This is a genomic window from Sphingobium vermicomposti (assembly GCF_011762025.1).
In the GTDB taxonomy this organism is placed as follows: Bacteria; Pseudomonadota; Alphaproteobacteria; order Sphingomonadales; family Sphingomonadaceae; genus Sphingobium; species Sphingobium vermicomposti.
This window is the reverse complement of sequence record NZ_JAASQR010000002.1, coordinates 369,908-392,512: the sequence shown is the minus strand read 5'-3', so window position 1 is coordinate 392,512 and position 22,605 is coordinate 369,908. Positions and strand designations below refer to the sequence as shown.

Below are 22,605 nucleotides of genomic sequence, written 5' to 3'. Positions count from 1 at the left end.
CTATCCGCCCTCACCGTGCTGCGCATTGCGCGGCGGCGCTTTTCCGCAGGAGAGATGGTTTGAGCTTTTTTATGCGAACCGCGCGCGCTGACGATCTGCAGACGCTTTACGAGATGGCCAAGCTGACGGGCGGAGGGTTCACCAACCTGCCCGCCGACCGTAGCGCCCTCGCCGCCAAACTTGAACGCACTGAACAGGCGCTGGCGCGCGAAAGCGACGGGGTCGAGGATGAACTGATCGTCATGGTGCTGGAAAATGGCGCGACAGGGCAGGTTCGCGGCACTTGTCAGATATTTCCGGTGGTGGGGCGCCATGGCCCCTTTTATTCCTATCGCCTGGGCGCCCTGACCCAGCATAGCCGGGAATTGTCACGCACCTTCCGTGCGGAAACGCTGTCCCTGGTCACTGATCTGGAAGGAGCCACCGAAGTCGGCGGCCTTTTCCTGCACCCGCGTGAACGAGCCGAGGGCCTGGGCCTCCTGCTGGCGCGCAGCCGCTACCTCTACATTCGCAACCACCGATCCCGCTTTGGCGACCGCATCATCGCCGAACTGCGCGGCGTGATCGACGAAGCGGGCGGATCGCCCTTTTGGGACGGGCTGGCAGGCCGCTTCTTTGGCATGAGTTTTCAGGAGGCGGACGAATTCAACGCGATCCATGGCAACCAGTTCATCGCCGACCTGATGCCGCGAGCGCCCATTTATACCGCCATGCTGAACGACGGCGCACGATCGGTCATCGGATTGCCCCACCCCAATGGCCGCGCAGCGATGCGCATGCTGGAGACTGAAGGCTTCGCCAACCCTGGCTATATCGACATTTTCGATGGCGGCCCGACTATGGTGGGAGAGATAGATTCGCTCAGGACCGTTGCAAATGCGCAGGACGTGACGCTGTCCGCCATTCACGAATCCGGCGGGGAAAAGATGTTGGTCGCCACCGGCAGGCTCGCCAGCTATCGCTGCACCTATGGCTTCATTAACAAGGGCGAGGATGGGTCAGTGTCGCTGGACCGGGTCAGCGCGGAGATATTGGGAATAGGGCCAAACGAAACTTTCACCATGGCGGCGCGAGCATGACGGTCAGGGAAATCAACTTCGACGGGGTGATCGGTCCCAGCCACAATTATGCGGGATTGAGCATCGGCAACCTCGCTTCCACCAAAAATGCAGGCGAAATATCCCGACCGCGTGCCGCCGCGTTGCAGGGCGTGGAAAAGATGCGGACGAATATTCGCCTGGGCCTGACCCAGGGCATTTTCCTGCCGCAATGGCGACCTGACGCTGGATGGCTCTCAGCGCTCGGCACCGACATCGCCAATGCCGATCCGCATATCCGCGCAGCCGCCATGTCCGCTTCGTCCATGTGGGCAGCCAATGCCGCGACCGTATCACCCGCAGCGGACACGGCCGATGGGCGAACGCATCTGACCGTCGCGAACCTCGTCACCATGCCGCACCGCAGCCATGAATGGCCACAAACGCTCAAGCAGTTGCGCGTGGCCTTTTCCGACCAGAGCGCCTTCACGGTCCACCCGCCAATTCCCCCACCCTTCGGCGATGAAGGGGCCGCCAACCATATGCGACTGAGCCAAAGCCATGACACACCGGGCGTGGAAGTGTTCGTCCACGGCCCGGCAACGGCGCGATTCCCCGCCCGTCAGCATCTGGAAGCCAGCAAGGCCATCGCGCGGCTCCATCGGCTCGATCCGGCACGAACGTTATTTGTCATGCAATCCGAAGAGGCGATCGCAGCAGGTGCCTTTCACAATGATGTCGTGGCGGTGGCCAACGAACATCTGTTGTTCGCGCACGAACTGGCCTTCGCACAGAAGGATCGCTTTTACGCCGAACTTCGCGAAGCCTTGCCGTCCGTCCAGATTATCGAAGTCCCAGCCAGCGCGGTGAGCCTGGCAGACGCCATTCGCAGCTATGTGTTCAATGCTCAGCTCGTGACGATTCCCGAAGGCGGCATGGCACTGATCCTCCCCACAGAGGCACGGGACGTCCCTGCCGTATGGAAGTGGTTGGAAGATTTGGTGGCAGGAAACGGCCCGATCCGCCGGATCATCCCCGTCGATGTGCATCAGTCCATGGCGAACGGGGGCGGGCCTGCCTGCCTTCGCCTTCGCGTCGTGGCCGACCCTGCCAATATCGATCCCCGCTTCCTAGTCAACGAATCGAAACTGGACCAGATCGCCGCGATCATCAGCGAATATTGGCCCGAAGAAATCGCGCCCGGCGATCTTGCCGATACCCGCCTGATCGCCCAGATTGAACAATCGTGGTTAGCACTTATTGACCATTTGCAACTTTCGGGCGACCTAATGCCTTAGCATTATGTTGCTCAAGCATGGCGGTTATGGACCGGATCAAACGCCTTTTCACGATCAAGACCAAGTTCGAGGCGTTTCTCGTCATCTACGCGCTTGCGCTAGGCGCGACTGAACGGGGTTTTGTCTATATGCAGCAATATCCCGGCACTGGCGGGCATCTGCTCGCGCTGGCCTGCACCGGCACCGTTTTTATGGCGGGCGGCAAGATATTGGACGCGGTCGATTTTCAGCGCCGCTATTCCGCCTGACACGCCGCAAACATCTACGCTGACCCGTTGACCCCGGCCTGCCCTCCATGCAGGAGCAGGCAATGACCGCGATCATGCTTCAGGGAACCGGATCGGACGTAGGCAAGTCGGTGCTGGTCGCGGGTCTATGCCGGGCGCTCGTGCGGCGCGGCTACAGCGTCCGCCCCTTCAAGCCGCAGAATATGTCGAACAATGCTGCGGTCACCATCGATGGCGGAGAGATTGGCAGGGCGCAGGCCTTGCAGGCGATTGCGGCAGGCGTCCCCGCGCATAGCGACATGAACCCCGTGCTCCTCAAGCCCCAGGCAGATCGCACCTCTCAGCTGGTCGTGCATGGCAAGGTGCGCGGCACCCTGGGCGCGCACAATTTCAGGGCGGCACGCGGGCAGTTGCTGGACGCCGTGCTGGAAAGTTACCGGCGGCTGCAGGCGCAATGCGACATCGTCGTGGTGGAAGGCGCGGGATCGCCCGCCGAAATCAACCTGCGCGCTGGCGACATCGCCAATATGGGCTTCGCGCGCGCTGCCAATGTCCCAGTCATCCTGATCGGCGATATCGACCGGGGCGGCGTGATAGCCGCGATTGTGGGCACCAAGGCGGTCATCGACCCGGATGACGCAGCCATGATCCGTGGCTTCCTGATCAACAAGTTTCGCGGTGACCCCGCCCTGTTTGAGGACGGCTATCGCCAGATTGAGCAGCTGTCGGGCTGGCGCGGCTTCGGTGTCATCCCCTGGCTCGGAGCAACCGCACGGCTCCCCAGTGAGGATGCCGTGGTGCTGGAACGCAAAGTCCAAGGACAGGGCCAGCGCTTGATGATCGCCTGCCCCATCCTGCCCAGGATCGCAAATTTCGACGATCTGGACCCCTTCAAGCTCGAACCGGCGGTCGACCTCGTCATGGTGCCGCCTGGTCAGCCGATCCCGGCCCAGGCCGCGCTGATCGTACTGCCCGGATCAAAAGCCACAATCGCCGACCTGCGCGCTCTTCGATCAGAAGGCTGGGATGTCGATATCCGGGCGCACCACCGGCAGGGCAAAGCTGTGCTGGGCATTTGTGGCGGCTATCAGATGATGGGGCGGCGCATCGCCGATCCCGACGGCATTGAAGGGCCGCCCGAAGAGATTGAAGGGCTGGGCCTGCTGAACGTTGAAACCCGCCTGACCGGCAGCAAGGCATTGAACCGGGTGGACGGCGTTGCGCTGGGCAAGGCATTTTCGGGCTATGAGATGCATGTCGGCGTGACAGGCGGGTCCGACTGCGCCCGCCCCTTCGCCATGCTCGACGGCGAACGCCCGGATGGCGCGATCAGCCATGACGGTCGGATATGGGGCACCTATGTCCATGGCCTGTTAGCCAGCACGGAATTGCGGGGCGCGCTGCTGACGGCCCTCGGCGTTCAATCATCGCTCGACGATTATGGCGCGTCGATCGAGCGTGCGTTGGACGAAATCGCCGATCAGCTGGAACAATATGTCGACATCGATGCCATCATCAAGCTGGCGAAAATGAACCTGTGAAGCGATATGAATGACCCCCCTCAGGCAGTGACCTGAGCAACCCCATTCATGATCAGGAAGGCGTAAACGTGCGATATAAATCGACCGCGCATCCCAAAGCCATTGCGCCGCAACGTTAAGATGCGTCGTCGGTATCAAGCAACAAGTGGCTGATTTTCCTACATAAGGAAAATGGTGCGCCCGGAACGATTCGAACGTCCGACCCTCAGATTCGTAGTCTGATGCTCTATCCAGCTGAGCTACGGGCGCGTTGTGGAGCGGCAGATAGAGGGGGGCGGATGATTGAGCAACCCCCTTTCTCACTTTTTTTATCCGCGCAGAAGGGCCGCGCATATCACGGCAACCTTTCCCCTGCCCGGCTCGTTACGATGGAGAAAGGAGGCCGGCCATGGCTTTTACGCTGAACGAGATTTTGCTCATCGTCATCGTGCTATTTTTTGGGCTGGTGCTCGGCCTGATGATCAGCGGTCGGGGCAAATATAAGCGGCTGTGGCGCGAAGAGCAGCTGCTGCACCGGCGCACGATCGAAGAGCGCGACGCGCGCATTTCCGCCGTTACGGCCCCGGCGACCGCCGACAACAACGGCGGCGGCTCTGACGACCTGATGCGGATCAGGGGAATCACGTCCCAGGACGCGGCTGCGCTGCATGAGTCGGGATATCATTCCTACCGACAGATCGCTGCCATGAATGACGAGCAGCAAGCTACACTGGAAGCGCGTTTGGGCCGGGAACCCGGAACGATCGCGCGGGAAGAGTGGCGCGTTCAAGCGAAGCTGCTCGACACCGGAAAGGTGCGCGAGCATGAGCGGCGCTATATCGAGGCAAGCTAGAGGAGGGTCAGCGCCCTCTCCAACACCTCCTCCCATAAGCAGAAGAAGGTGTTGGACTATGAAAACTTATTTGTTTGCCAGTGCCGCCTGAGCCGCCGCCAGCCGCGCAATCGGCACGCGATAGGGTGAGGCTGAAACATAATCGAGCCCGGTCTGCTCACAGAAGGTGATCGAAGCCGGATCGCCGCCATGTTCGCCGCAAATACCCAATTTGATACCGGGGCGAGCAGCCCGGCCACGCTCCGTCGCCAGTTCGATGAGCTGGCCAACGCCCTCCACATCGATGCTGACGAACGGGTCGCGAGCGAAGATGCCCTTGTCGACATATTGCGTCAGGAAACGGCCTGCGTCGTCACGGCTGATGCCGATGGTGGTTTGCGTCAGGTCGTTCGTGCCGAATGAGAAGAATTCGCCTACTTCCGCGATCTCGCCCGCCTTGAGCGCCGCGCGGGGCAGTTCGATCATGGTGCCGACGAGATATTCGACGCTGGCGCCCTGCTCCGCAAACACCTCGCTGGCGACGCGATCGACGATCGCCTTCATCAGCTCCAGTTCCTTCTTCGTCGCGACGAGCGGGATCATGATTTCGGGGATCGGCGCATCCCCCGACCGCTGTTTGACGATCAGCGCAGCTTCGAAAATGGCGCGGGCCTGCATCTCGTAAATTTCAGGATAGGTGACCCCCAAACGACAACCGCGATGACCGAGCATCGGGTTGAATTCATGCAGTTCGGCAGCGCGGCGCTTGAGCGCCTCGACACCGACGCCCGCAGCCTTGGCCACTTCCTCAAACTCCGATTCGCCATGCGGCAGGAATTCGTGCAGCGGCGGGTCGAGCAGACGGATCGTGACGGGCAGGCCCGCCATGACCATGAAGATTTGCGCGAAATCATCGCGCTGTTCGGGGAGCAGCTTGGCGAGCGCGGCACGGCGGCCCTTTTCGCTGTCGGCGAGGATCATTTCGCGGACAGCGGTGATGCGGGCGGCGTCGAAGAACATATGCTCGGTGCGGCACAGGCCCACGCCTTCCGCACCGAAATCGCGCGCGACCTGGCAGTCCTGCGGGGTTTCAGCGTTGGCGCGAACGCGCAAGCGGCGGACCTTGTCGGCCCAGGCCATCAGGATGCCGAAGTCGCCCGCCAGTTCAGGCTGCACGGTCGGGACTTCGCCCGCCATCACTTCGCCGGTCGAACCGTCGATGGTCAGGATGTCGCCTTCTTTCAGCGAACGACCGCCGATACGCAGCAATTTCGCCTTGTTGTCGATCGACAGGCTGCCCGCGCCGGAAACGCAGGGACGGCCCATGCCACGCGCGACCACGGCGGCATGTGACGTCATGCCGCCACGCGCGGTCAGGATGCCCTTGGCCGCGTGCATGCCGTGAATATCTTCCGGCGAGGTTTCCACGCGGACCAGAATGACCGACTCGCCCAGTTCATTACGACGCTCGGCAGTGTCGGCGTCGAACACGATCGCGCCGGAAGCCGCGCCCGGAGACGCAGGCAGGCCCTTGGTCAGCACGTCGCGCGGCGCCTTGGGGTCGAGCGTCGGGTGCAGAAGCTGGTCCAGCGCAGCAGGATCGACACGCGCGACGGCTTCTTCCTCGGTGATCAGGCCTTCGCTGGCCATTTCGACCGCGATCTTGAGCGCGGCCTTGGCGGTGCGCTTGCCCGAACGGGTCTGGAGCATCCACAGCTTGCCCTGCTGCACCGTGAACTCGATGTCCTGCATGTCGCGATAATGGGTTTCGAGGATCTGGAAGACCCCAGCCAGTTCGGCATAGGTTTCCGGCATCGCCTCTTCCATCGACAGCGGCTTGGCCCCTGCCCGTTCGCGCGCCTGCTTGGTCAAATATTGCGGCGTGCGGATGCCCGCCACCACATCCTCGCCCTGCGCATTGATCAGATATTCGCCATAATAGGCGTTCTCGCCGGTCGCAGGGTCGCGGGTAAAGGCAACGCCGGTGGCCGACGTATCGCCCATGTTACCGAACACCATCGCCTGCACGTTGACGGCAGTGCCCCAATCATGCGGAATGGAGTTCAGGCGGCGATAAACCTTGGCGCGGTCCGCCTGCCACGACCCGAACACGGCGCTGATCGCGCCCCATAGCTGGTCGTTCACATCCTGCGGGAAAGGCTTGTCCCAAAGCTTTGAAACCAGTGACTTATATTCGGCAACAAGCGCCTTCCAGTCGTCGGCGGTCATTTCCGTGTCGAGCGTGTAGCCCTGATCTTCCTTGGCGACTTCAAGTGCTTCCTCGAAGGCGCCATGGTCCAGTTCCAGCACGACGTCCGAATACATCTGGATGAAGCGGCGATAGCTGTCCCACGCGAAACGCTCATCCCCCGACGCTGCCGCCAGGCCGATAACCGTCTCGTCATTCAGGCCAAGGTTCAGCACCGTGTCCATCATGCCCGGCATGGAAATGCGCGCGCCGGAGCGGACCGACACCAACAGCGGATCGGCAGCATCACCGAACTTCTTGCCGGTAACGCCTTCGATATGAGCGATGCCGTTGGTGACCTCCGCCATCAGCCCATCGGGATAGACGCCGCCATCCTGATAATAGCGGGTGCACAGCTCAGTCGTGATGGTGAAACCGGGAGGCACAGGCAGGCCAATGGCCGCCATGCCGTCCAGGTTGGCGCCCTTGCCGCCCAGGAGGTTCTTGTTACCCTTGCCGCCGTCATCGACCCCGCCGCCGAAACGATAGACATAACGCGTCGCGGTGGTGCTCATGCTGGCCTCTTCCATTGTCAACATATTCGCGGCTCTCCCTGCACTGATTGCCGTCAATTGTGCGTTGCAGCAAAACTCCTGCAACAAAGGGGCGATAAACGCACCCTCTTTTACGATGATCCTGTCCCTATGTATCCATTATCCCGGCCCGATGACCGACTTTTACGAATTACCCTGCAATTTTCGAGAAGTCCGCGACCGCATGGACAGCTTCCCGCACCCGCACCAGCAGGGCGAGACGGGCTGACCGCTTTGCCGGATCAGCGTCATTGACCGTCACATTGTCGAAGAAAGTGTCGATGGGCGCGCGTAGGGTGGCGAGCGCGGCCATGGCACCTTCGAAATCCTCTGCCATGACCGCTGCCATGGCGCGCGGTTCAGCGGCATCCAGAGCGGCGATAAGGTCGGCCTCGGCAGGTTCGGGGGTGTAGGAAAGCGCTCCGTGCTCCTGCGGAGGCAGGAGCCCAGCCTTAGGTAACGCCTCGTCGCCCTGGGCTCCTGCCTTCGCAGGAGCACTTGGAGATTCGACGCCTTCCTTCTTCAGAATATTCGCCGCACGTTTGTATCCGGCGAGCAAGTTCGTGCCATCATCCGTCGCGATGAACGACTGGAGCGCCTTCACGCGGGCGAGCAAGCAAACAAGGTCGTCCTCGCCACCGAGCGCGAACACCGCGTCGATCAGGTCGTGGCGGACGCCTGCTTCCTTTTGCTGGACCTTGAGGCGGTCAATAGTAAACGCGACCAGATCATCTGTAGGATCGGCGTAGTTCAGTCCATCGGACTGATAAAGCCGCTCCCAATCGCACGCGCGATAAAGGGCGTTTAGCGACACCCGCAGGCCATTATCTACAATCAGCCTGATCAACCCAAGCGCGGCTCGGCGCAAGGCAAAGGGATCTTTAGATCCGGTGGGCTTCTGATCGATCAAAAAGAAAGAATAAAGGGTGTCAACCTTATCAGCCAGTGAAACGACCGTCCCTAAGTCGTCGGACGGCAAGTCATCACTCTGCCCAATCGGCTTATAGTGATCACGAATGGCAATTGACACAGAAAGCCCTTCAGCGTCCGCGTAATAGCTGCCCATAACCCCCTGAAGTTCGGGAAACTCACCGACCATTTCCGTAACAAGATCGGCCTTTGCCAGTTCAGCTGCCTGCCTCAAAAAAGGCTGCATTTTTCGCGCCTTTTCCTCCGGCCATCCAATCAGTTCAGGAATGCGATCGGCGGCAATTATTGCCACACGCTCAACTTTGCGCTTCACGGTCCAGAGCTTTTCGTGAAAGGTGATGCGTTCCAACTTCTTGGCGTGGTCGGCGAGGCTCGTCTTGCGATCCTGCTCCCAGAAGAAGCGGGCGTCGGACAGGCGCGCGGCCAGGACCTTGCGGTTGCCAGCAATGATCGCCTCGCCGCCATCCTTCGCCTCTATATTGGCGGTGCAGATGAAGGCAGGGGCGAGCTTGCCTTCGCCATCGCGCAGAACGAAATATTTCTGGTTGATACGGAGGGTTAGCTGAATAACTTCAGGCGGGACCTCAAGGAAGGCCGGGTCGAAATCGCCCAGCAGCGGGACCGGCCATTCGGTCAGACCGGCATTTTCCGCGATGAGGCCCTTGTCCTCGATCACCGTATAGCCCTTTGCGGCGGCGACTTCCTGTGCCTTCGCCTCGATGATGGCCTGGCGTTCCTGATGGCTGACGATCACATGGCACGCGCGCAGCTTTTCGACATAGTCGTGCGCGCCGCCGATGGTGATTTCACCGGGATGGTGAAAGCGATGGCCGAGCGTGGCGTAGCCCGACCGCGTGCCTTCGATTTCAATATCGACCAAATCTTCGCCAAGGATCGCGACGATGCCTTGCAACGGGCGAACCCACCGCAGGCTTTCGGTCGTCTGCGATGCCGTGCCCCAGCGCATTGACTTGGGCCATGGGAAGGCGCGGATGATGGCGGGGACGGTTTCGGCCAGAACCCCAGCGGTGGCACGGCCAGGCTTGTTCACCGTGGCGAACCAGACGCCGTCGCGGTCCTCCAACTGGTCCTGAGTGAGGCCGGTCTTGCGCAGGAAACCTTCCAGCGCCTGCGCGGGTGCGCTGGTGCGGGGGCCTTTGAATTCCTCGCTGACGGCCGCGGTTTCCAGCGGCAGGCTGCGCGCGATCAAAGCGAGACGGCGTGGCGTGACGAAGCTGTCGATGCTTTCGGGTTTAAGGCCAGCCTTCGCCAGTTCCTCGGTGAAGAGGCGGGCTAGGTCTTCCGATGCCTTGAGCTGCATCCGGGCCGGGATTTCTTCGCAGCGCAATTCGAGGAGGAAGTCAGTCATGCGATGATTCTTTCAACGTGCTCCTGCGAAGGCAGGAGCCCATGGTTCAAAGCGCGGTGCGTCGGACTCTGGGCTCCTGCCTTCGCAGGAGCACGGGCTGTGGCTCCCTGCCGGATCACGCGGCCCACCCGTTCACTTCCATCCACTTTTCGCAGGAGCCTTTGGCCAGGTCGCGGACGCGGCCGATGTAGCTGGCGCGTTCCTGCACCGATATGACACCGCGCGCCTGTAACAGGTTGAATACATGGGACGCCTTGATCGCCTGATCATAGGCGGCAAGCGGAACGCCCGCCTCTAGCGACGCCTTGCACTCCGCTTCGGCATCCTTGAACCAGCGGAACAGCTTGTCGGTGTCGGCAATCTCGAAATTCCATTTCGACATCTGCTGCTCATTGGCCAGGAAGACGTCGCCATAGGTGACGCCCGCATCGTTGAACTTCAGGTCATAGACGCTGTCGACGCCCTGAATATACATGGCGAGCCGTTCGAGACCGTAGGTCAGTTCACCCGCGACCGGCTTGCAGTCAAAGCCGCCCATCTGCTGGAAATAGGTGAACTGGGTGACTTCCATGCCGTCGCACCACACTTCCCAACCAAGGCCCCAGGCGCCCAGCGTCGGGCTTTCCCAGTCATCCTCGACAAAGCGAATGTCGTGGATCAGCGGGTCGATGCCGATTTCCGCAAGGCTGCCCAGATAGAGTTCCTGCAGGTTCGCCGGGGACGGCTTCATGATCACCTGATATTGGTAATAATGCTGCAGGCGATTGGGGTTCTCGCCATAGCGGCCATCGGTCGGGCGGCGGCTGGGCTGCACATAGGCGGCGTTCCATGGGTTTGGACCCAGGCTGCGCAGCGTAGTGGCGGGGTGAAAAGTGCCCGCGCCGACTTCCATGTCATAGGGCTGAAGGATCACGCAACCCTGCTTCCCCCAATAGGCATGCAGGGTCAGGATCAGGTCCTGAAAGGAAAGCACTTTGCCTGTCGCCACGGACGGTCCTTCGATTTCATGACGCATTGTTGCGGCGCGCCTTGGCGCAGGCGGGCGTAAGGGTCAAGGAAAAGAGCGGGGCCGATGGGTTAATCCGCTTGCCCTGATCCCGCTCGGCCCGCATGGATGCTGGCAAAACTAAGCGATGGATCTTCCCTGAGATGAAATGGCTTCTCCCGCGTTTCCTGACCGTTGGCCTGCTGCTGCTGAGCGGCTGCACCCAGGAACGACCCGCCGCCACCCGTCCTCCAGCGGCCCAAAGCAGCATGGTCAGCCCTGCCTTGTGGAGCGTCAGGGACGATGACACGACCATCTATCTGTTCGGCACCGTTCATGTGCTGAAACCCGGCGTGCAATGGTTCGATGGCGGCGTGAAGCGGGCCTTTGATCAGTCGGATGAATTGGTGCTTGAAATATTGGAGCCGACCGATCCGCAAGCGATGGCGGCGACCATGGCCCACGCAGCGCTGGCGCGCGACGGCGTGAAACTGTCCGACCGGCTCAGCCCCGACCTAAGGCAGCGCTATCAGGCAGCGATGACCGCCAACGACCTGCCCTGGCAGATGTTCGAAGCGTTCAACCCATGGATGGCGGGCATGGCCCTGTCGGTCCAGCCGCTGGAAAAGCTGGGTTATCGGGCCGAACTGGGCGCGGAAAAGACGCTGACGGTCGCCGCCAGGGCCGCGGGCAAGAAAGTGCGCGCGCTGGAAACGGTGGAGCAGCAGCTCGGCTATTTCGCGGGCCTGCCGATGGAACAGCAGGTCAAGTTCCTGAACGCCACGGTCGATGGACTGCCCGACATGGACAGAGAGTTCGCACGGCTTATCCGCCATTGGCAACAGGGCGATCCTGAGCGGCTGGCGCAGGAAATGAACGAGTCGCTGGAAGCCACCCCGGAATTGGCGCAGGTGCTGCTGATCCAACGCAACATCACATGGGCGCGGTGGATAAAGGGACGGCTCGAAGAACCCGGCACGGTGTTCGTGGCAGTGGGTGCGGGCCATCTGGCGGGCAAGGGCAGCGTGCAGGATCAGCTGAAACAGATCGGCATAGCCTCCGCGCGGGTTTCGCAATGAGCCACCTTCGCGCCTCGATGCGGTGGTTGGGCCTGTGCGCCCTGCTGCTGGTGGCGGCATGCGGGAAGGAAGCCCCCGCTCCGCCAGCGAACGGCGGCCCGGCGCTGTGGCGTGTCGAGGGCAAGGCGCTGGATGGATGGCTGTTCGGGACGATCCATGTCCTGCCCCCCAATGTCGCCTGGCGGACGGCGGCGATCAAGCAGGCCATGGACGAAGCCGACCGGCTGGTGCTGGAATCCGCCGAAATTCAGGACCAGGCGCTGACCACCGCTGCTTTTGAAAAGCTGGGCCGCAGCGCCAACCTGCCGCCACTGGAGGCCCGGCTGCCCGCCGAAGAACGCGATGACCTGCAACGCCTCGCGCAGGAAGGCGGCACCAGCACGCAAATGCTGTCAGGCTATGAAAGCTGGGCGGCGGCGATGCTTCTGTCGTCGGTCGCGCAGCAATCGCTGCATGTGAGCGGCGCAGACGGGGTTGAACCCGCACTGATCGCCGCGTTCAAGGATGCGGGCAAGCCGATCGACGGGCTGGAAACGGTCGCGCGGCAATTCGGCGCGTTCGATGGCCTCCCCGAGCCGGCGCAGCGCCATTTGCTGCTGCAGACGGTTCAGGAGGCGGACGGAATGCAGGCGCTTTATGATCGCATCCTCAAGGCGTGGCTGAAAGGCGACATGGCCGCCATCGCACGGGAGGATCAGGCCGGTGAGCAACCGGATCCCGCGGTCGAACAGGCCGTGCTGATTGACCGCAACCGCGACTGGGTTGGCGCGGTAGGCCAGCTTAAGGGCCGCCCCTTCATCGCGGTGGGCGCGGGGCATCTGACGGGGCCGAACAATCTGATCACGCTGCTGCAGGCTGCGGGCTACCGGGTCACGCGCTTGCAATAAGGTTGGCTTACCCTTGCCTCCTGGCGGATTTCTGCTAAAGGCCCGCCTTCCCGTGATGGTCATCCCTGGAGGCGTTGCGGGAAATTGGAACAATCTGCTTTTGGAGACACGCAATGAGCGAGCAGCTTACGCTGTCGGCCGAGGCACGCGATCGGGCAGGCAAGGGAGCCTCCCGCGCTCTCCGCCGTGAGGGCCGCGTACCCGCCGTCATCTATGGAATGAATGAAGAACCCCAGTCGATCCACGTTGAGGAAAAACTCCTCAACAAGCAGCTCGGCACCGGCCACTTCTTCAATTCGGTCATCATGGTCGAAGTCGGCGGCCAGAAGGTCCGCACGCTCGCCAAGGACGTGGCCTTCCACCCCGTGACCGATCGTCCGCTGCACGCTGATTTCCTGCGCGTTTCGGAACACGCCACCGTCAGCGTCAACGTGCCGGTGCGCTTCGAAAATGAAGATGCATCGCCTGGCCTGAAGAAGGGCGGCGTGCTGAACGTCGTCCGTCACGACATCGAACTGATCGTCGATGCCGCGGAAATCCCCGATGACGTCGTCGTCGACCTGAAGGGCTTTGACGTCGGCGACTCGATCCACATCAGCTCGGTCACGCTGCCCAAGGGCGCAAAGACCGCTATCGACGATCGCGACTTCACCATCGCCACCATCGTTGCCCCGTCCGCGCTCAAGAGCGCCGAAGGCGACAACGAAACTGCTGCGACCGAAGGCGAATAAGCCTTCACCACAGCTTCCGGGCTGGAAATTTCGATCCCGTCCGCCTACCCGGCGGGCGGGATTTTCTTTGGAGGTGACGCGCGATGCAGATCTGGGCCGGCCTGGGCAATCCGGGCACCCAATATGCGATGCACCGGCACAATGTCGGTTTCATGGCGGCGGACGTCATCGCCGACATGCATCGCTTCGCCGCGCCGAAAAAGCAGTTTCACGGATGGGTCCAGGAAGGACGCATCGGCACGGAAAAAATCATCCTCATAAAGCCTGCCACCTTCATGAATGAAAGCGGCCGGTCTGTCGGGGAAGCCATGCGCTTCTACAAGCTCGCCCCACAGGACGTCACCGTCTTTCATGACGAACTGGACCTTGCGCCAATGAAGGTGAAGGTGAAGCGTGGCGGCGGCAACGCGGGGCATAATGGCCTGCGCTCCACCGATGCGCATATCGGCCCTGATTTCCGCCGCGTGCGGATCGGCATCGGCCATCCGGGGCATAAGGACCGGGTGCACGGCTATGTGCTCGGCAATTATCACAAGAGCGAGATCGATGCCCTGGCCGACATGCTGGGCGCGATCGGCGCAGAGGCGGAATGGCTCGCCAAGGGGGACGACGCCCGCTTCATGAACGAGATCGCACTCAGGCTCACCGATTAAGCGACGGCCAGCCCCTTCGCACCGGCGAAATAAGTTTCGGGTCGATTGCGCGGCAGACAATTATCGGGCCATAGAGAGGCGGTTATTCTTCGTCTTTCATGAGGTTCCGGGTGATCCAGACCGTCCCCACCACCCCCTTCAACGACCAAAAGCCGGGAACGTCCGGGCTTCGCAAGAAGGTCAGGATATTCCAGCAGCCTCATTATGCGGCGAACTTCGTCCAGTCGGTGTTCGATTGCCTGACGGACTTTGAAGGCCAGACGCTGGTCCTGGGCGGCGACGGCCGCTACCTTAACCGGGAAGTCATCCAGATCGTCCTGGAAATGGCCGCCGCCAACGGATTTGGGCGGGTGCTGGTCGGCCAGGGCGGGATATTGTCGACGCCCGCTGCATCGCACCTAATCCGTGCATCGGGCGCATTTGGCGGGCTGGTGCTTTCCGCCAGCCATAATCCGGGGGGACCGGACGAAGATTTCGGCATCAAATATAATGTCGGCAATGGCGGGCCTGCGCCGGAAAAGGTGACGGACGCAATCCACGCGCGGACGCTCACCATTGAACAATATCGCATAGTGGAAGCAGGCGATGTCGACATCGACACGCTGGGGACAAGCCGCCTGGGGGATATGACCGTCGAAGTGGTCGATCCGGTCGCCGACTATGCCGACCTGATGGAGACGCTGTTCGACTTTCCCGCCATCCGCCGGATGATCAGCAATGGCTTCACCCTGTCGTTCGATTCCATGAGCGCGGTCACCGGCCCCTATGCGGTGGAAATCTTTGAAAGACGTCTGGGCGCGCCGAAAGGAACCGTGCGCAATGCCACGCCCCTCCCCGACTTTGGCCACCATCATCCCGATCCCAATCTGGTCCATGCGAAGGAGCTATATGATCGCATGATGGCCCAGGACGCGCCCGATTTCGGCGCGGCATCCGATGGCGATGGCGACCGCAACCTCATCATCGGGCGGCATTGTTATGTGACCCCGTCCGATTCGCTAGCGGTGCTGGCGGCGAATGCCCATCTGGCACCAGGCTATGCGAGCGGCCTCAAAGGCATTGCCCGGTCGATGCCGACAAGCTGCGCGGCGGACCGCGTGGCGGAAAAGCTGGGCATCCCGTTATATGAGACGCCCACCGGCTGGAAGTTCTTCGGCAATCTGCTGGACGCCGGCATGGCAACCATCTGCGGCGAAGAAAGCGCGGGCACCGGCTCGGACCATGTGCGGGAAAAGGACGGCATCTGGGCCGTCCTGCTATGGCTCAACATATTGGCAGCGCGGGGCCAGGGCGTCGCCGCCATCATGGCCGATCACTGGGCAAGCTATGGCCGGAACTATTATGCCCGCCACGACTATGAGGCGATCGCCACTGACCGCGCGGACGCACTGATGGCCGCATTACGGGACAACCTGCCCCGCCTGCCCGGTTCGGTGAACAGCGGCGGCACGATCCGCAGCGCCGACGATTTTGCCTATACCGATCCCACCGACCAGTCCGTCAGCCGCAATCAGGGCGTGCGCGTGATGTTCCAGGACGGATCGCGCATCGTGTTTCGCCTGTCGGGAACCGGCACGGAAGGAGCAACCCTGCGCGTCTATATTGAACGCTATGTCGATCAGGGCGGCGACCTTGGCATGGACACAGGCGAAGCCCTCGCCCCGCTGATCGCTGCCGCGCAGGAGGTTGCCGACATAGTAGGCTTCACAGGAATGGACCGGCCGAGCGTCATCACCTGACGGCAACGAAATCTTACATGCCAGATGCTGGGCGGCAAGCAGCGCCACCTAAGGACCGGCCATGTCCAGCTTACGTCATTACCGCGCCCTTCTATTCACTCCTGCCGCCCTTGCTTGCGCCTGGCCTACGTCCATATTTGCCGCCACCACAGAGGATGAGCAGGTCTGGGTGAACCTGACGGCGATGGGGCCGGTCTCCGGCGACCTCATCTACTTTGCGGAGATTCAGCCGCGCGTGGGCAACGGTGCGTCGCAGGTCGACCAGACGATCCTGCGGGGGGCAGTCGGGTGGAAATTATCGCCCAGCCTGTCCGTCTATCAGGGCTATGGGCACATCATGCAGCCGTCCCAGGGCGGCCGCGACGTCAACGAAGAACGCAGTTTCCAGCAGATCAACTGGACAATTGGCACCCCCTGGAGAGGCGAACTATCGTCCCGCACCCGGCTGGAACAGCGATGGCGGTCGGACGGCAATGGGACCGGATGGCGGCTGCGCGAGATGCTGCGTTATGAAAAGCCGCTAAAGCAGGGCAACGATGCCGTGAACGCGCTGGTCTATGCTGAGGGTTTCGCCGCGCTCAACAGCACAGATTGGGGGCAGAAGGCGGGATTCGACCAGGTGCGCAGCTTTGCAGGCGCGGAAATCAAACTGATGGGCAAGTCCACCGCTGAACTGGGATATCTCAACCAATATATTGATCAGGGGAACGGCGCGCGGCGGATGAACCACGTCGCGTCGATCACCCTGTTCTTCCGGCGCTGACCGCAGGCTGGCCTTCGCGCGCGGAACAGGCTATCGGCGCGGCCAATCATTCTGACGTGAAGGCAGGTTCATGGGTTTTCGTTGCGGTATCGTCGGGCTTCCCAATGTCGGCAAGTCCACCTTGTTCAACGCACTGACCGAAACGCAGGCGGCGCAGGCGGCGAACTACCCCTTTTGCACGATAGAACCCAATGTCGGGCAAGTCGCCGTCCCCGATGAGCGGCTGGACACCATCGCGAAGATTGGCGGATCGACCAAAATCATCGAAACGCAGCTCGCCTTCGTCGACATCGCAGGGCTGGTGCGCGGCGCGTCGAAGGGCGAAGGGCTGGGCAATCAATTCCTGGCGAACATCCGCGAAGTGGATGCCATCGTCCACGTTCTGCGCTGTTTCGAAGATGACGACATCACCCATGTCGAAGGCAAGGTGGACCCGATCGCCGATGCCGAGACGGTCGAGACCGAATTGATGCTCGCCGACCTCGACAGCCTGGAAAAGCGCGTTCCCGCCTTCGCGAAGAAGGCGGCGCAGGGCGACAAGGAAGCGAAGGCCGCCGCAGCCGTTCTGGGTCAGACGCTGGAGTTGCTCCGTGACGGCAAGCCTGCGCGGCTGACCCAGCCAAGGGATGAAGAGGAAGCGCGCATCTTCCATCAGGCGCAGCTTCTGACCGCCAAGCCGGTGCTCTATGTCTGTAATGTCGAAGAAGACAGCGCAGCCGACGGCAACGCCCATTCCGCTCGCGTGTTTGAAAAAGCCGCGGCTGAAGGCGCCAAGGCCGTGATCGTTTCGGCAGCCATCGAAGCCGAGCTCATCACCATGCCTGTGGAAGAGCGCACCGAATATCTGGAAGCGCTGGGCCTTGAGGAAGCTGGCCTGGCCCGCATCATCCGCGCCGGTTACGAACTGCTGGGCCTCATCACATTCTTCACCGTCGGCCCCAAGGAAGCGCGCGCCTGGACTGTGGCCAAGGGGTCGAAGGCCCCGCAGGCAGCGGGCGCGATCCATTCCGATTTCGAAAAGGGCTTCATCCGCGCCGAAACCATGGCCTATGCGGATTATGTCCAGTTCAATGGCGAAGCAGGTGCCAAGGAAGCGGGCAAGTGGCGGTCCGAAGGCAAGGAATATGTGACGCAGGACGGCGACATCATGCTGTTCCGTTTCAACGTCTGAGCCATGGCGCTGCGCCCCGGTCAAATGCCTGCGCAGCGCAAGTCCGCCTTTCCACCCAGCGTCGATGAAACAACGCAACTTCTGATCCTGGGCAGCCTGCCCGGTGACGCCTCGATCAAGCAGGGCGAATATTACGCCCATCGCGGCAACGCTTTCTGGGCGTTGATGGGCGACATTTTGGGAGAGGATCTGCGCGCGGCTCCCTATGCACTGCGGTTGAAGCGATTGCGCGCCAGAGGCGTCGGGCTGTGGGACGTGATCGAAAGCGCTGACCGCCCCGGCAGTCTGGACAGCGCGATACGGGGCGCGGAGCTACGCGACCTCAATAGCTTCATCGCTCGGCTCCCCGCGCTGCGGGCCATCGCCTTCAACGGCAAGGCCGCTTCGATGCATGGACGCCGCCAGATCGGCGCAGGCGCTCCAGCCCTGACCCTGATCGACCTGCCCTCCAGCAGCGGAGCCAACGCCATGTTGTCGCGCGAAATGAAGGTCGATGCCTGGCGGGTGCTGCGGAAATGGATCGCACAACCCTAACCTTGACGTAAACGTAAGGCAGCTTTAGACAGTCCGCCAACAGAGCGAGACTGAGGGCCATGGACGAAATCATCTATTTTGAGGACGTCACGGTCGGCGATACGCTGACTTTTGGCCCCCTGGCCATCAGCCGCGACGAAATCATCGCCTTCGCAGCGGAGTTCGATGCCCAGCCTTTCCATCTGTCCGATGAGGCGGCGGCGGAAACGCATTTTGGCAGCCTGTCGGCCAGCGGCTGGCACACCACCGCGCTTTTCATGAAAATGTTCGTCGCGAAAATGCAGGCTGGCGGTCATCAGGATGCCAGCTTGGGAGCCATGGGCGTGGACGAACTGCGCTGGTTAAGGCCTGTTCGCCCCGGCGACACGTTGAGCGGCACGTCGGAAGTGATCGAAAAGAAGGCGTCCCGTACCCGACCGGAAATGGGCATCGTCAAAAGCCGGGTGACGATAATGAACCAGCATGATCAGCCCGTAATGACGATGATGCCAATCGCGCTGTTCCGCACGCGTCCTGCCTGACCGGCGCGCCCGGTGCCGATCAAAATTCCGGTTCCGGCGCAGGCGGCAACGGACGATTGGCCAAGGCGTCCGCCGCCATCACACGCAATTCCCGCGCGGGCGAATCCGCGATCTGGATCAGGTGGACCCCCGCTGGCAGGTCGAACCAGACAATCTTTTCGATAGCGGAACATTCCGGGCCATGGTCATCCCCGACGGATTCGACCGGCTGACGATCCATGACGATGTCCACCCAGGCCGGGCCGGAAAGCCCGATGCCGACACGAGCCGGGGTTTTGACCGCCAATGTGAAAAGCCCGCCATGGCTTTTGGGCCGCTGTTTTTCCGGCTGGACCGCATATTGCACCTGCACCGAAGGGCGCAGCGTCGCGACCACCGGCTTACCCAAAATCAATCGGGGCGCTGAATGAGGCACACCTCCCGCTATCGCCGTGCCGCTTTGCATCCAACTGGTCCACGGTTCGGGCGGCGGCGGCGCATCCTGGCACATGTCGGGCGTGGGCGGCGCGGCTTCTGCCAAGGCGGGCAGAACGCACAAGGCGAGCAGGCAAGCGATGCGTCTCATGCTCATTTCCTTCCGAACAGCTTCTCAATGTCGCCATGGCCCAGCTTCACCCAGGTGGGACGGCCATGATTGCACTGCCCGCTGCGGGGCGTGACCTCCATCTCGCGGAGCAGGGCGTTCATTTCCGCGACGCTGAGTATGCGGCCCGCCCGCACCGATCCGTGACAGGCCATGGTGGCCGCGACCAGGTCGATCCGTTCTTTGAGCGACAGCGCGCTATCATAGGCCGCAAGATCGTCGGCAAGGTCGGACACCAACCCTTGCACATCGCCCTGCCCCAGCATGGCGGGCGTGGCGCGCACCAGTATCGCGGACGGGCCAAATCGCTCCAGCTCAAGGCCAAAGACCTTCAACTCCTCGATCCGCGCTTCCAGCCGGTCGCATGCCGGTTCGTCCAATTCCACCACTTCGGGCAGCAGCAGCGCCTGCGCGGCGACGCCCTGCCCTTCCATGCCGCGCCGCATCCGTTCCAGCGTCAGCCGTTCATGCGCCGCATGCTGGTCGACGATGACCAGCCCGTCCTCTGCCTCCGCCACGATATAGGTGCGGGCGACCTGCCCGCGCGCGACGCCCAGGGGAAAGTTTTGACCTTCAGGCGCGGGCGCGGCGGCGGGTTCGGCGCGGGCCTGCGGCGGCGGCGTCAGAAAGCTGGACCGGCGGTCAGCCAGCACTGACGAGGACGATCGATAGGATGACAATGCGTCCGCCGCTTCGAAAATCGGCATCGCGCCGATGGGCGTCGGAGAAACTGGCTCGGCCTTCCAGGCGGACAGTCCCGCCGAATCGGCCTGCTGCACCGAACGAAACCCTTCCGCATCCAGTGCCCTGCGCAGGCCCGACACGATCATGCCCCGGATCAGCGCAGGGTCGCGAAAGCGCACTTCCGTCTTGGCGGGATGGACGTTGACATCGACTTCCAGCGGCGGAACGTCAAGGAAGAGGGCAACGACCGGATGGCGGTCCCGCGCGAGCATGTCGGCATAGGCACCGCGCACCGCCCCGACCAACAGCCGGTCGCGCACCGGGCGTCCATTCACGAACAGGAACTGATGATCCCCGACGCCGCGATTATAGGTGGGGATCGACGCAACGCCCGTCAGGCGGATGCCTTCCCGTTCCAGGCTGACGATGACATGATTGTCCGCCAGCGCCCTGTCGGTCAGGGCAGCGACGCGGCCCTCCCTGCCGTCCCCTGCCTGCACGCCCAACGCCCGCCGACCGTCATGCTCCAGACTGAACGCGACGGAAGGATGCGCCATGGCCAGACGACGGACACTGTCCAGGCAGGCGGCATATTCGGCCTTGGGCGATCGCAGGAATTTGCGCCTGGCGGGCACGCGGGCGAATAGCTGCTCCACCGTCACGCGCGTGCCGGGCGGCAGCGCGGCGGGGCCTTCCGCCACCAGCGTGCCATTGTCCAGCGTGCGGTTCCATCCATCCCTACCCACAGGGCGGCTGTCGATAGACAGGCGGGCCACGCTGGCGATGGACGGCAGCGCCTCACCGCGAAAGCCCAGGGTCGCCACATTTTCAATTGCGTCGTCGGGAAGCTTCGATGTCGCATGGCGCTCGACCGCCAAAGCGATTTCCTCCGGCGTCATGCCGCAACCGTCGTCGCTCACCTCTATCCGGTCCAGCCCGCCATTGCTCAATCTGATGGCGATACGGGTCGCGCCGGCATCCAGCGCATTTTCCACGATTTCCTTGAGCGCACTGGCGGGCCTTTCGACCACTTCGCCCGCAGCGATGCGGTTGACCAGATGTTCGGGCAGACGGCGTATTGACATTGATTAGTGACTAGCCCAATCGAGCGCATTCCGCGAGCCGCTAGCCCCATTAATTTTGTCTCATGACACGGGCGGCGGAACGTGGCAGGGACCTCCGAACGCCCCGGTTCGCGTCGCCGGGATGATCGGGCTGAACAGGAACAGGCATGTCGATCTTCTCGCGACTTTTCAAACTCTCCTCCCAGGATATGGCTATCGACCTCGGCACGGCAAACACCGTTGTCTATGTGCGCGGGCGCGGCATTGTGCTTAACGAACCGTCAGTCGTGGCGGTGGAGACGCTGAACGGCGTGAAAAGGGTGAAGGCGGTCGGCAACGACGCCAAGCTCATGATGGGCAAGACGCCCGATTCGATTGAGGCTATTCGGCCCCTTCGCGACGGCGTCATTGCCGACATCGATGTCGCGGAACAGATGATCAAGCATTTCATCACCAAAGTGCACGGCGGCAAATCGCGCCCCTGGCGCTTTCCCGAAATCGTCATCTGCGTGCCTTCCGGTTCCACCAGCGTGGAACGGCGCGCGATTCGCGACGCGGCCAGCAATGCGGGCGCGAGCCAGGTCTTCCTGATTGAAGAGCCGATGGCCGCCGCGATTGGCGCTGACATGCCGGTCACCGAACCGATCGGCTCGATGGTGGTCGACATCGGTGGTGGCACCACCGAAGTCGCCGTGCTGTCGCTTCGCGGCCTTGCCTACACGACCTCGGTTCGCGTCGGCGGTGACAAGATGGACGAAGCGATCGTTTCCTTCGTGCGTCGCCACCACAATCTGCTGATCGGCGAAGCCACGGCGGAACGCATCAAAAAGCAGTTCGGTGTCGCTCAGCCGCCCGAAGACGGCGTGGGCGAAACGATCCATATCAAGGGTCGCGACCTGGTGAACGGCGTTCCCAAGGAAATTTCCATCAACCAGGGGCAGATCGCCGACGCCCTGGCCGAACCTATCAGCACCATTGTCGAAGGTGTACGGATCGCACTGGAAAATACTGCGCCCGAACTGGCGGCGGACATTGTCGATCAGGGCATCGTGCTCACTGGCGGCGGCGCGCTGCTCAAGGGGCTGGATGACGAACTGCGCGACGAAACCGGTCTGCCCGTCACCATCGCTGAAGATCCGCTGACCTGCGTCGCCATCGGCACTGGCCGAGCGATGGAAGATCCGATTTTCAGGGGCGTGTTGCAAACCGCTTAAGGC

Annotated in this window: 20 protein-coding genes and 1 tRNA gene; 15 read left to right on the top strand and 6 right to left on the bottom strand. The window is 62.2% G+C overall.

Going from position 1 to position 22,605, the window contains the following annotated elements:
- Positions 1-59 precede the first annotated feature (59 nt).
- From FHS54_RS06705 to FHS54_RS06690, 4 genes are all read left to right on the top strand, one after another.
- Positions 60-1,079 (top strand): arginine N-succinyltransferase, encoded by a 1,020-nt coding sequence (locus FHS54_RS06705; RefSeq protein ID WP_167303031.1) that lies wholly within the window; start codon positions 60-62, stop codon positions 1,077-1,079.
- Positions 1,076-2,335 (top strand): N-succinylarginine dihydrolase, encoded by a 1,260-nt coding sequence (locus tag FHS54_RS06700; protein ID WP_167303030.1) that lies wholly within the window; start codon positions 1,076-1,078, stop codon positions 2,333-2,335. Before FHS54_RS06705 ends, FHS54_RS06700 begins: the two co-directional genes overlap by 4 nt.
- A 26-nt stretch (positions 2,336-2,361) precedes the next feature.
- Complete coding sequence (locus FHS54_RS06695; protein ID WP_167303029.1) at positions 2,362-2,583, top strand: hypothetical protein; 222 nt, start codon at positions 2,362-2,364, stop codon at positions 2,581-2,583.
- A 62-nt stretch (positions 2,584-2,645) separates the two neighbouring features.
- Positions 2,646-4,103, top strand: a complete 1,458-nt coding sequence (locus tag FHS54_RS06690) for a cobyric acid synthase (RefSeq protein WP_167303028.1) — start codon at positions 2,646-2,648, stop codon at positions 4,101-4,103.
- Positions 4,104-4,275: 172 nt separating this feature from the next.
- Here FHS54_RS06690 and FHS54_RS06685 read toward each other — a convergent pair.
- A tRNA-Arg gene (locus tag FHS54_RS06685) sits at positions 4,276-4,352 on the bottom strand.
- Between the two features lie 139 nt (positions 4,353-4,491).
- Here FHS54_RS06685 and FHS54_RS06680 point away from each other — a divergent pair.
- Positions 4,492-4,935 (top strand): hypothetical protein, encoded by a 444-nt coding sequence (locus FHS54_RS06680; RefSeq protein WP_167303027.1) that lies wholly within the window; start codon positions 4,492-4,494, stop codon positions 4,933-4,935.
- A 66-nt stretch (positions 4,936-5,001) separates the two neighbouring features.
- Here FHS54_RS06680 and ppdK read toward each other — a convergent pair whose 3' ends face one another.
- The 3 genes from ppdK to FHS54_RS06665 form a co-directional block, all read right to left on the bottom strand.
- Entirely contained in the window at positions 5,002-7,701 is a 2,700-nt protein-coding gene (ppdK, locus tag FHS54_RS06675; RefSeq protein WP_167303026.1) for a pyruvate, phosphate dikinase, read from the bottom strand.
- A 145-nt stretch (positions 7,702-7,846) separates the two neighbouring features.
- Positions 7,847-9,994 carry a glycine--tRNA ligase subunit beta gene (glyS, locus tag FHS54_RS06670; RefSeq protein ID WP_167303025.1) on the bottom strand — a complete coding sequence of 716 codons (2,148 nt, stop codon included), beginning with the start codon at positions 9,992-9,994 and terminating at the stop codon, positions 7,847-7,849.
- 115 nt (positions 9,995-10,109) lie between these two features.
- On the bottom strand, positions 10,110-10,982 hold the full coding sequence (locus tag FHS54_RS06665; protein WP_167303590.1) for a glycine--tRNA ligase subunit alpha: 873 nt from the start codon (positions 10,980-10,982) through the stop codon (positions 10,110-10,112).
- 161 nt (positions 10,983-11,143) lie between these two features.
- Here FHS54_RS06665 and FHS54_RS06660 point away from each other — a divergent pair, with 161 nt between their 5' ends.
- From FHS54_RS06660 to FHS54_RS06620, 9 genes are all read left to right on the top strand, one after another.
- On the top strand, positions 11,144-12,058 hold the full coding sequence (locus FHS54_RS06660) for a TraB/GumN family protein (protein ID WP_167303024.1): 915 nt from the start codon (positions 11,144-11,146) through the stop codon (positions 12,056-12,058).
- Positions 12,055-12,945, top strand: coding sequence for a TraB/GumN family protein (locus FHS54_RS06655; protein ID WP_167303023.1), 891 nt, complete (start codon positions 12,055-12,057; stop codon positions 12,943-12,945). Before FHS54_RS06660 ends, FHS54_RS06655 begins: the two co-directional genes overlap by 4 nt.
- A 113-nt stretch (positions 12,946-13,058) precedes the next feature.
- Positions 13,059-13,676 (top strand): 50S ribosomal protein L25/general stress protein Ctc, encoded by a 618-nt coding sequence (locus FHS54_RS06650; protein ID WP_167303022.1) that lies wholly within the window; start codon positions 13,059-13,061, stop codon positions 13,674-13,676.
- 83 nt (positions 13,677-13,759) lie between these two features.
- A complete protein-coding gene (gene pth / locus FHS54_RS06645) occupies positions 13,760-14,329 on the top strand; it encodes an aminoacyl-tRNA hydrolase (RefSeq protein ID WP_167303021.1) in 570 nt (189 codons plus the stop codon).
- A 110-nt stretch (positions 14,330-14,439) separates the two neighbouring features.
- Positions 14,440-16,068: an alpha-D-glucose phosphate-specific phosphoglucomutase gene (locus FHS54_RS06640; protein WP_167303020.1), complete on the top strand. Its 1,629-nt coding sequence runs from the start codon at positions 14,440-14,442 to the stop codon at positions 16,066-16,068.
- Positions 16,069-16,129: 61 nt separating this feature from the next.
- The gene (locus FHS54_RS06635) at positions 16,130-16,831 is read left to right on the top strand and encodes a DUF2490 domain-containing protein (protein WP_167303019.1); all 702 of its coding nucleotides are present in this window, start codon (positions 16,130-16,132) and stop codon (positions 16,829-16,831) included.
- 70 nt (positions 16,832-16,901) lie between these two features.
- Positions 16,902-18,002 carry a redox-regulated ATPase YchF gene (ychF, locus tag FHS54_RS06630; RefSeq protein WP_167303018.1) on the top strand — a complete coding sequence of 367 codons (1,101 nt, stop codon included), beginning with the start codon at positions 16,902-16,904 and terminating at the stop codon, positions 18,000-18,002.
- 3 nt (positions 18,003-18,005) lie between these two features.
- Positions 18,006-18,536, top strand: a complete 531-nt coding sequence (locus FHS54_RS06625; RefSeq protein WP_167303017.1) for a DNA-deoxyinosine glycosylase — start codon at positions 18,006-18,008, stop codon at positions 18,534-18,536.
- Positions 18,537-18,595: 59 nt separating this feature from the next.
- Positions 18,596-19,057, top strand: a complete 462-nt coding sequence (locus FHS54_RS06620) for a MaoC family dehydratase (RefSeq protein WP_167303016.1) — start codon at positions 18,596-18,598, stop codon at positions 19,055-19,057.
- 19 nt (positions 19,058-19,076) lie between these two features.
- Here the strand turns inward: FHS54_RS06620 and FHS54_RS06615 are convergent, their stop codons facing one another.
- Both FHS54_RS06615 and mutL read right to left on the bottom strand, forming a co-directional pair.
- Complete coding sequence (locus tag FHS54_RS06615) at positions 19,077-19,622, bottom strand: hypothetical protein (protein ID WP_167303015.1); 546 nt, start codon at positions 19,620-19,622, stop codon at positions 19,077-19,079.
- Positions 19,623-19,624: 2 nt separating this feature from the next.
- Entirely contained in the window at positions 19,625-21,409 is a 1,785-nt protein-coding gene (gene mutL, locus FHS54_RS06610; RefSeq protein ID WP_167303014.1) for a DNA mismatch repair endonuclease MutL, read from the bottom strand.
- Positions 21,410-21,555: 146 nt separating this feature from the next.
- Here mutL and FHS54_RS06605 point away from each other — a divergent pair, with 146 nt between their 5' ends.
- Positions 21,556-22,602 carry a rod shape-determining protein gene (locus tag FHS54_RS06605; RefSeq protein WP_167303013.1) on the top strand — a complete coding sequence of 349 codons (1,047 nt, stop codon included), beginning with the start codon at positions 21,556-21,558 and terminating at the stop codon, positions 22,600-22,602.
- Positions 22,603-22,605 lie beyond the last annotated feature (3 nt).

Coding starts and splice junctions, on each gene's coding strand:
- FHS54_RS06700 (WP_167303030.1), top strand. CDS start 1,076: ATGACGGTCAGGGAAATCAACTTCGACGGGGTGATCGGTCCCAGCCAC.
- FHS54_RS06695 (WP_167303029.1), top strand. CDS start 2,362: ATGGACCGGATCAAACGCCTTTTCACGATCAAGACCAAGTTCGAGGCG.
- FHS54_RS06690 (WP_167303028.1), top strand. CDS start 2,646: ATGACCGCGATCATGCTTCAGGGAACCGGATCGGACGTAGGCAAGTCG.
- FHS54_RS06680 (WP_167303027.1), top strand. CDS start 4,492: ATGGCTTTTACGCTGAACGAGATTTTGCTCATCGTCATCGTGCTATTT.
- ppdK (WP_167303026.1), bottom strand. CDS start 7,701: ATGTTGACAATGGAAGAGGCCAGCATGAGCACCACCGCGACGCGTTAT.
- glyS (WP_167303025.1), bottom strand. CDS start 9,994: ATGACTGACTTCCTCCTCGAATTGCGCTGCGAAGAAATCCCGGCCCGG.
- FHS54_RS06660 (WP_167303024.1), top strand. CDS start 11,144: ATGAAATGGCTTCTCCCGCGTTTCCTGACCGTTGGCCTGCTGCTGCTG.
- FHS54_RS06655 (WP_167303023.1), top strand. CDS start 12,055: ATGAGCCACCTTCGCGCCTCGATGCGGTGGTTGGGCCTGTGCGCCCTG.
- FHS54_RS06650 (WP_167303022.1), top strand. CDS start 13,059: ATGAGCGAGCAGCTTACGCTGTCGGCCGAGGCACGCGATCGGGCAGGC.
- pth (WP_167303021.1), top strand. CDS start 13,760: ATGCAGATCTGGGCCGGCCTGGGCAATCCGGGCACCCAATATGCGATG.
- FHS54_RS06635 (WP_167303019.1), top strand. CDS start 16,130: ATGTCCAGCTTACGTCATTACCGCGCCCTTCTATTCACTCCTGCCGCC.
- ychF (WP_167303018.1), top strand. CDS start 16,902: ATGGGTTTTCGTTGCGGTATCGTCGGGCTTCCCAATGTCGGCAAGTCC.
- FHS54_RS06625 (WP_167303017.1), top strand. CDS start 18,006: ATGGCGCTGCGCCCCGGTCAAATGCCTGCGCAGCGCAAGTCCGCCTTT.
- FHS54_RS06620 (WP_167303016.1), top strand. CDS start 18,596: ATGGACGAAATCATCTATTTTGAGGACGTCACGGTCGGCGATACGCTG.
- FHS54_RS06615 (WP_167303015.1), bottom strand. CDS start 19,622: ATGAGACGCATCGCTTGCCTGCTCGCCTTGTGCGTTCTGCCCGCCTTG.
- mutL (WP_167303014.1), bottom strand. CDS start 21,409: ATGTCAATACGCCGTCTGCCCGAACATCTGGTCAACCGCATCGCTGCG.
- FHS54_RS06605 (WP_167303013.1), top strand. CDS start 21,556: ATGTCGATCTTCTCGCGACTTTTCAAACTCTCCTCCCAGGATATGGCT.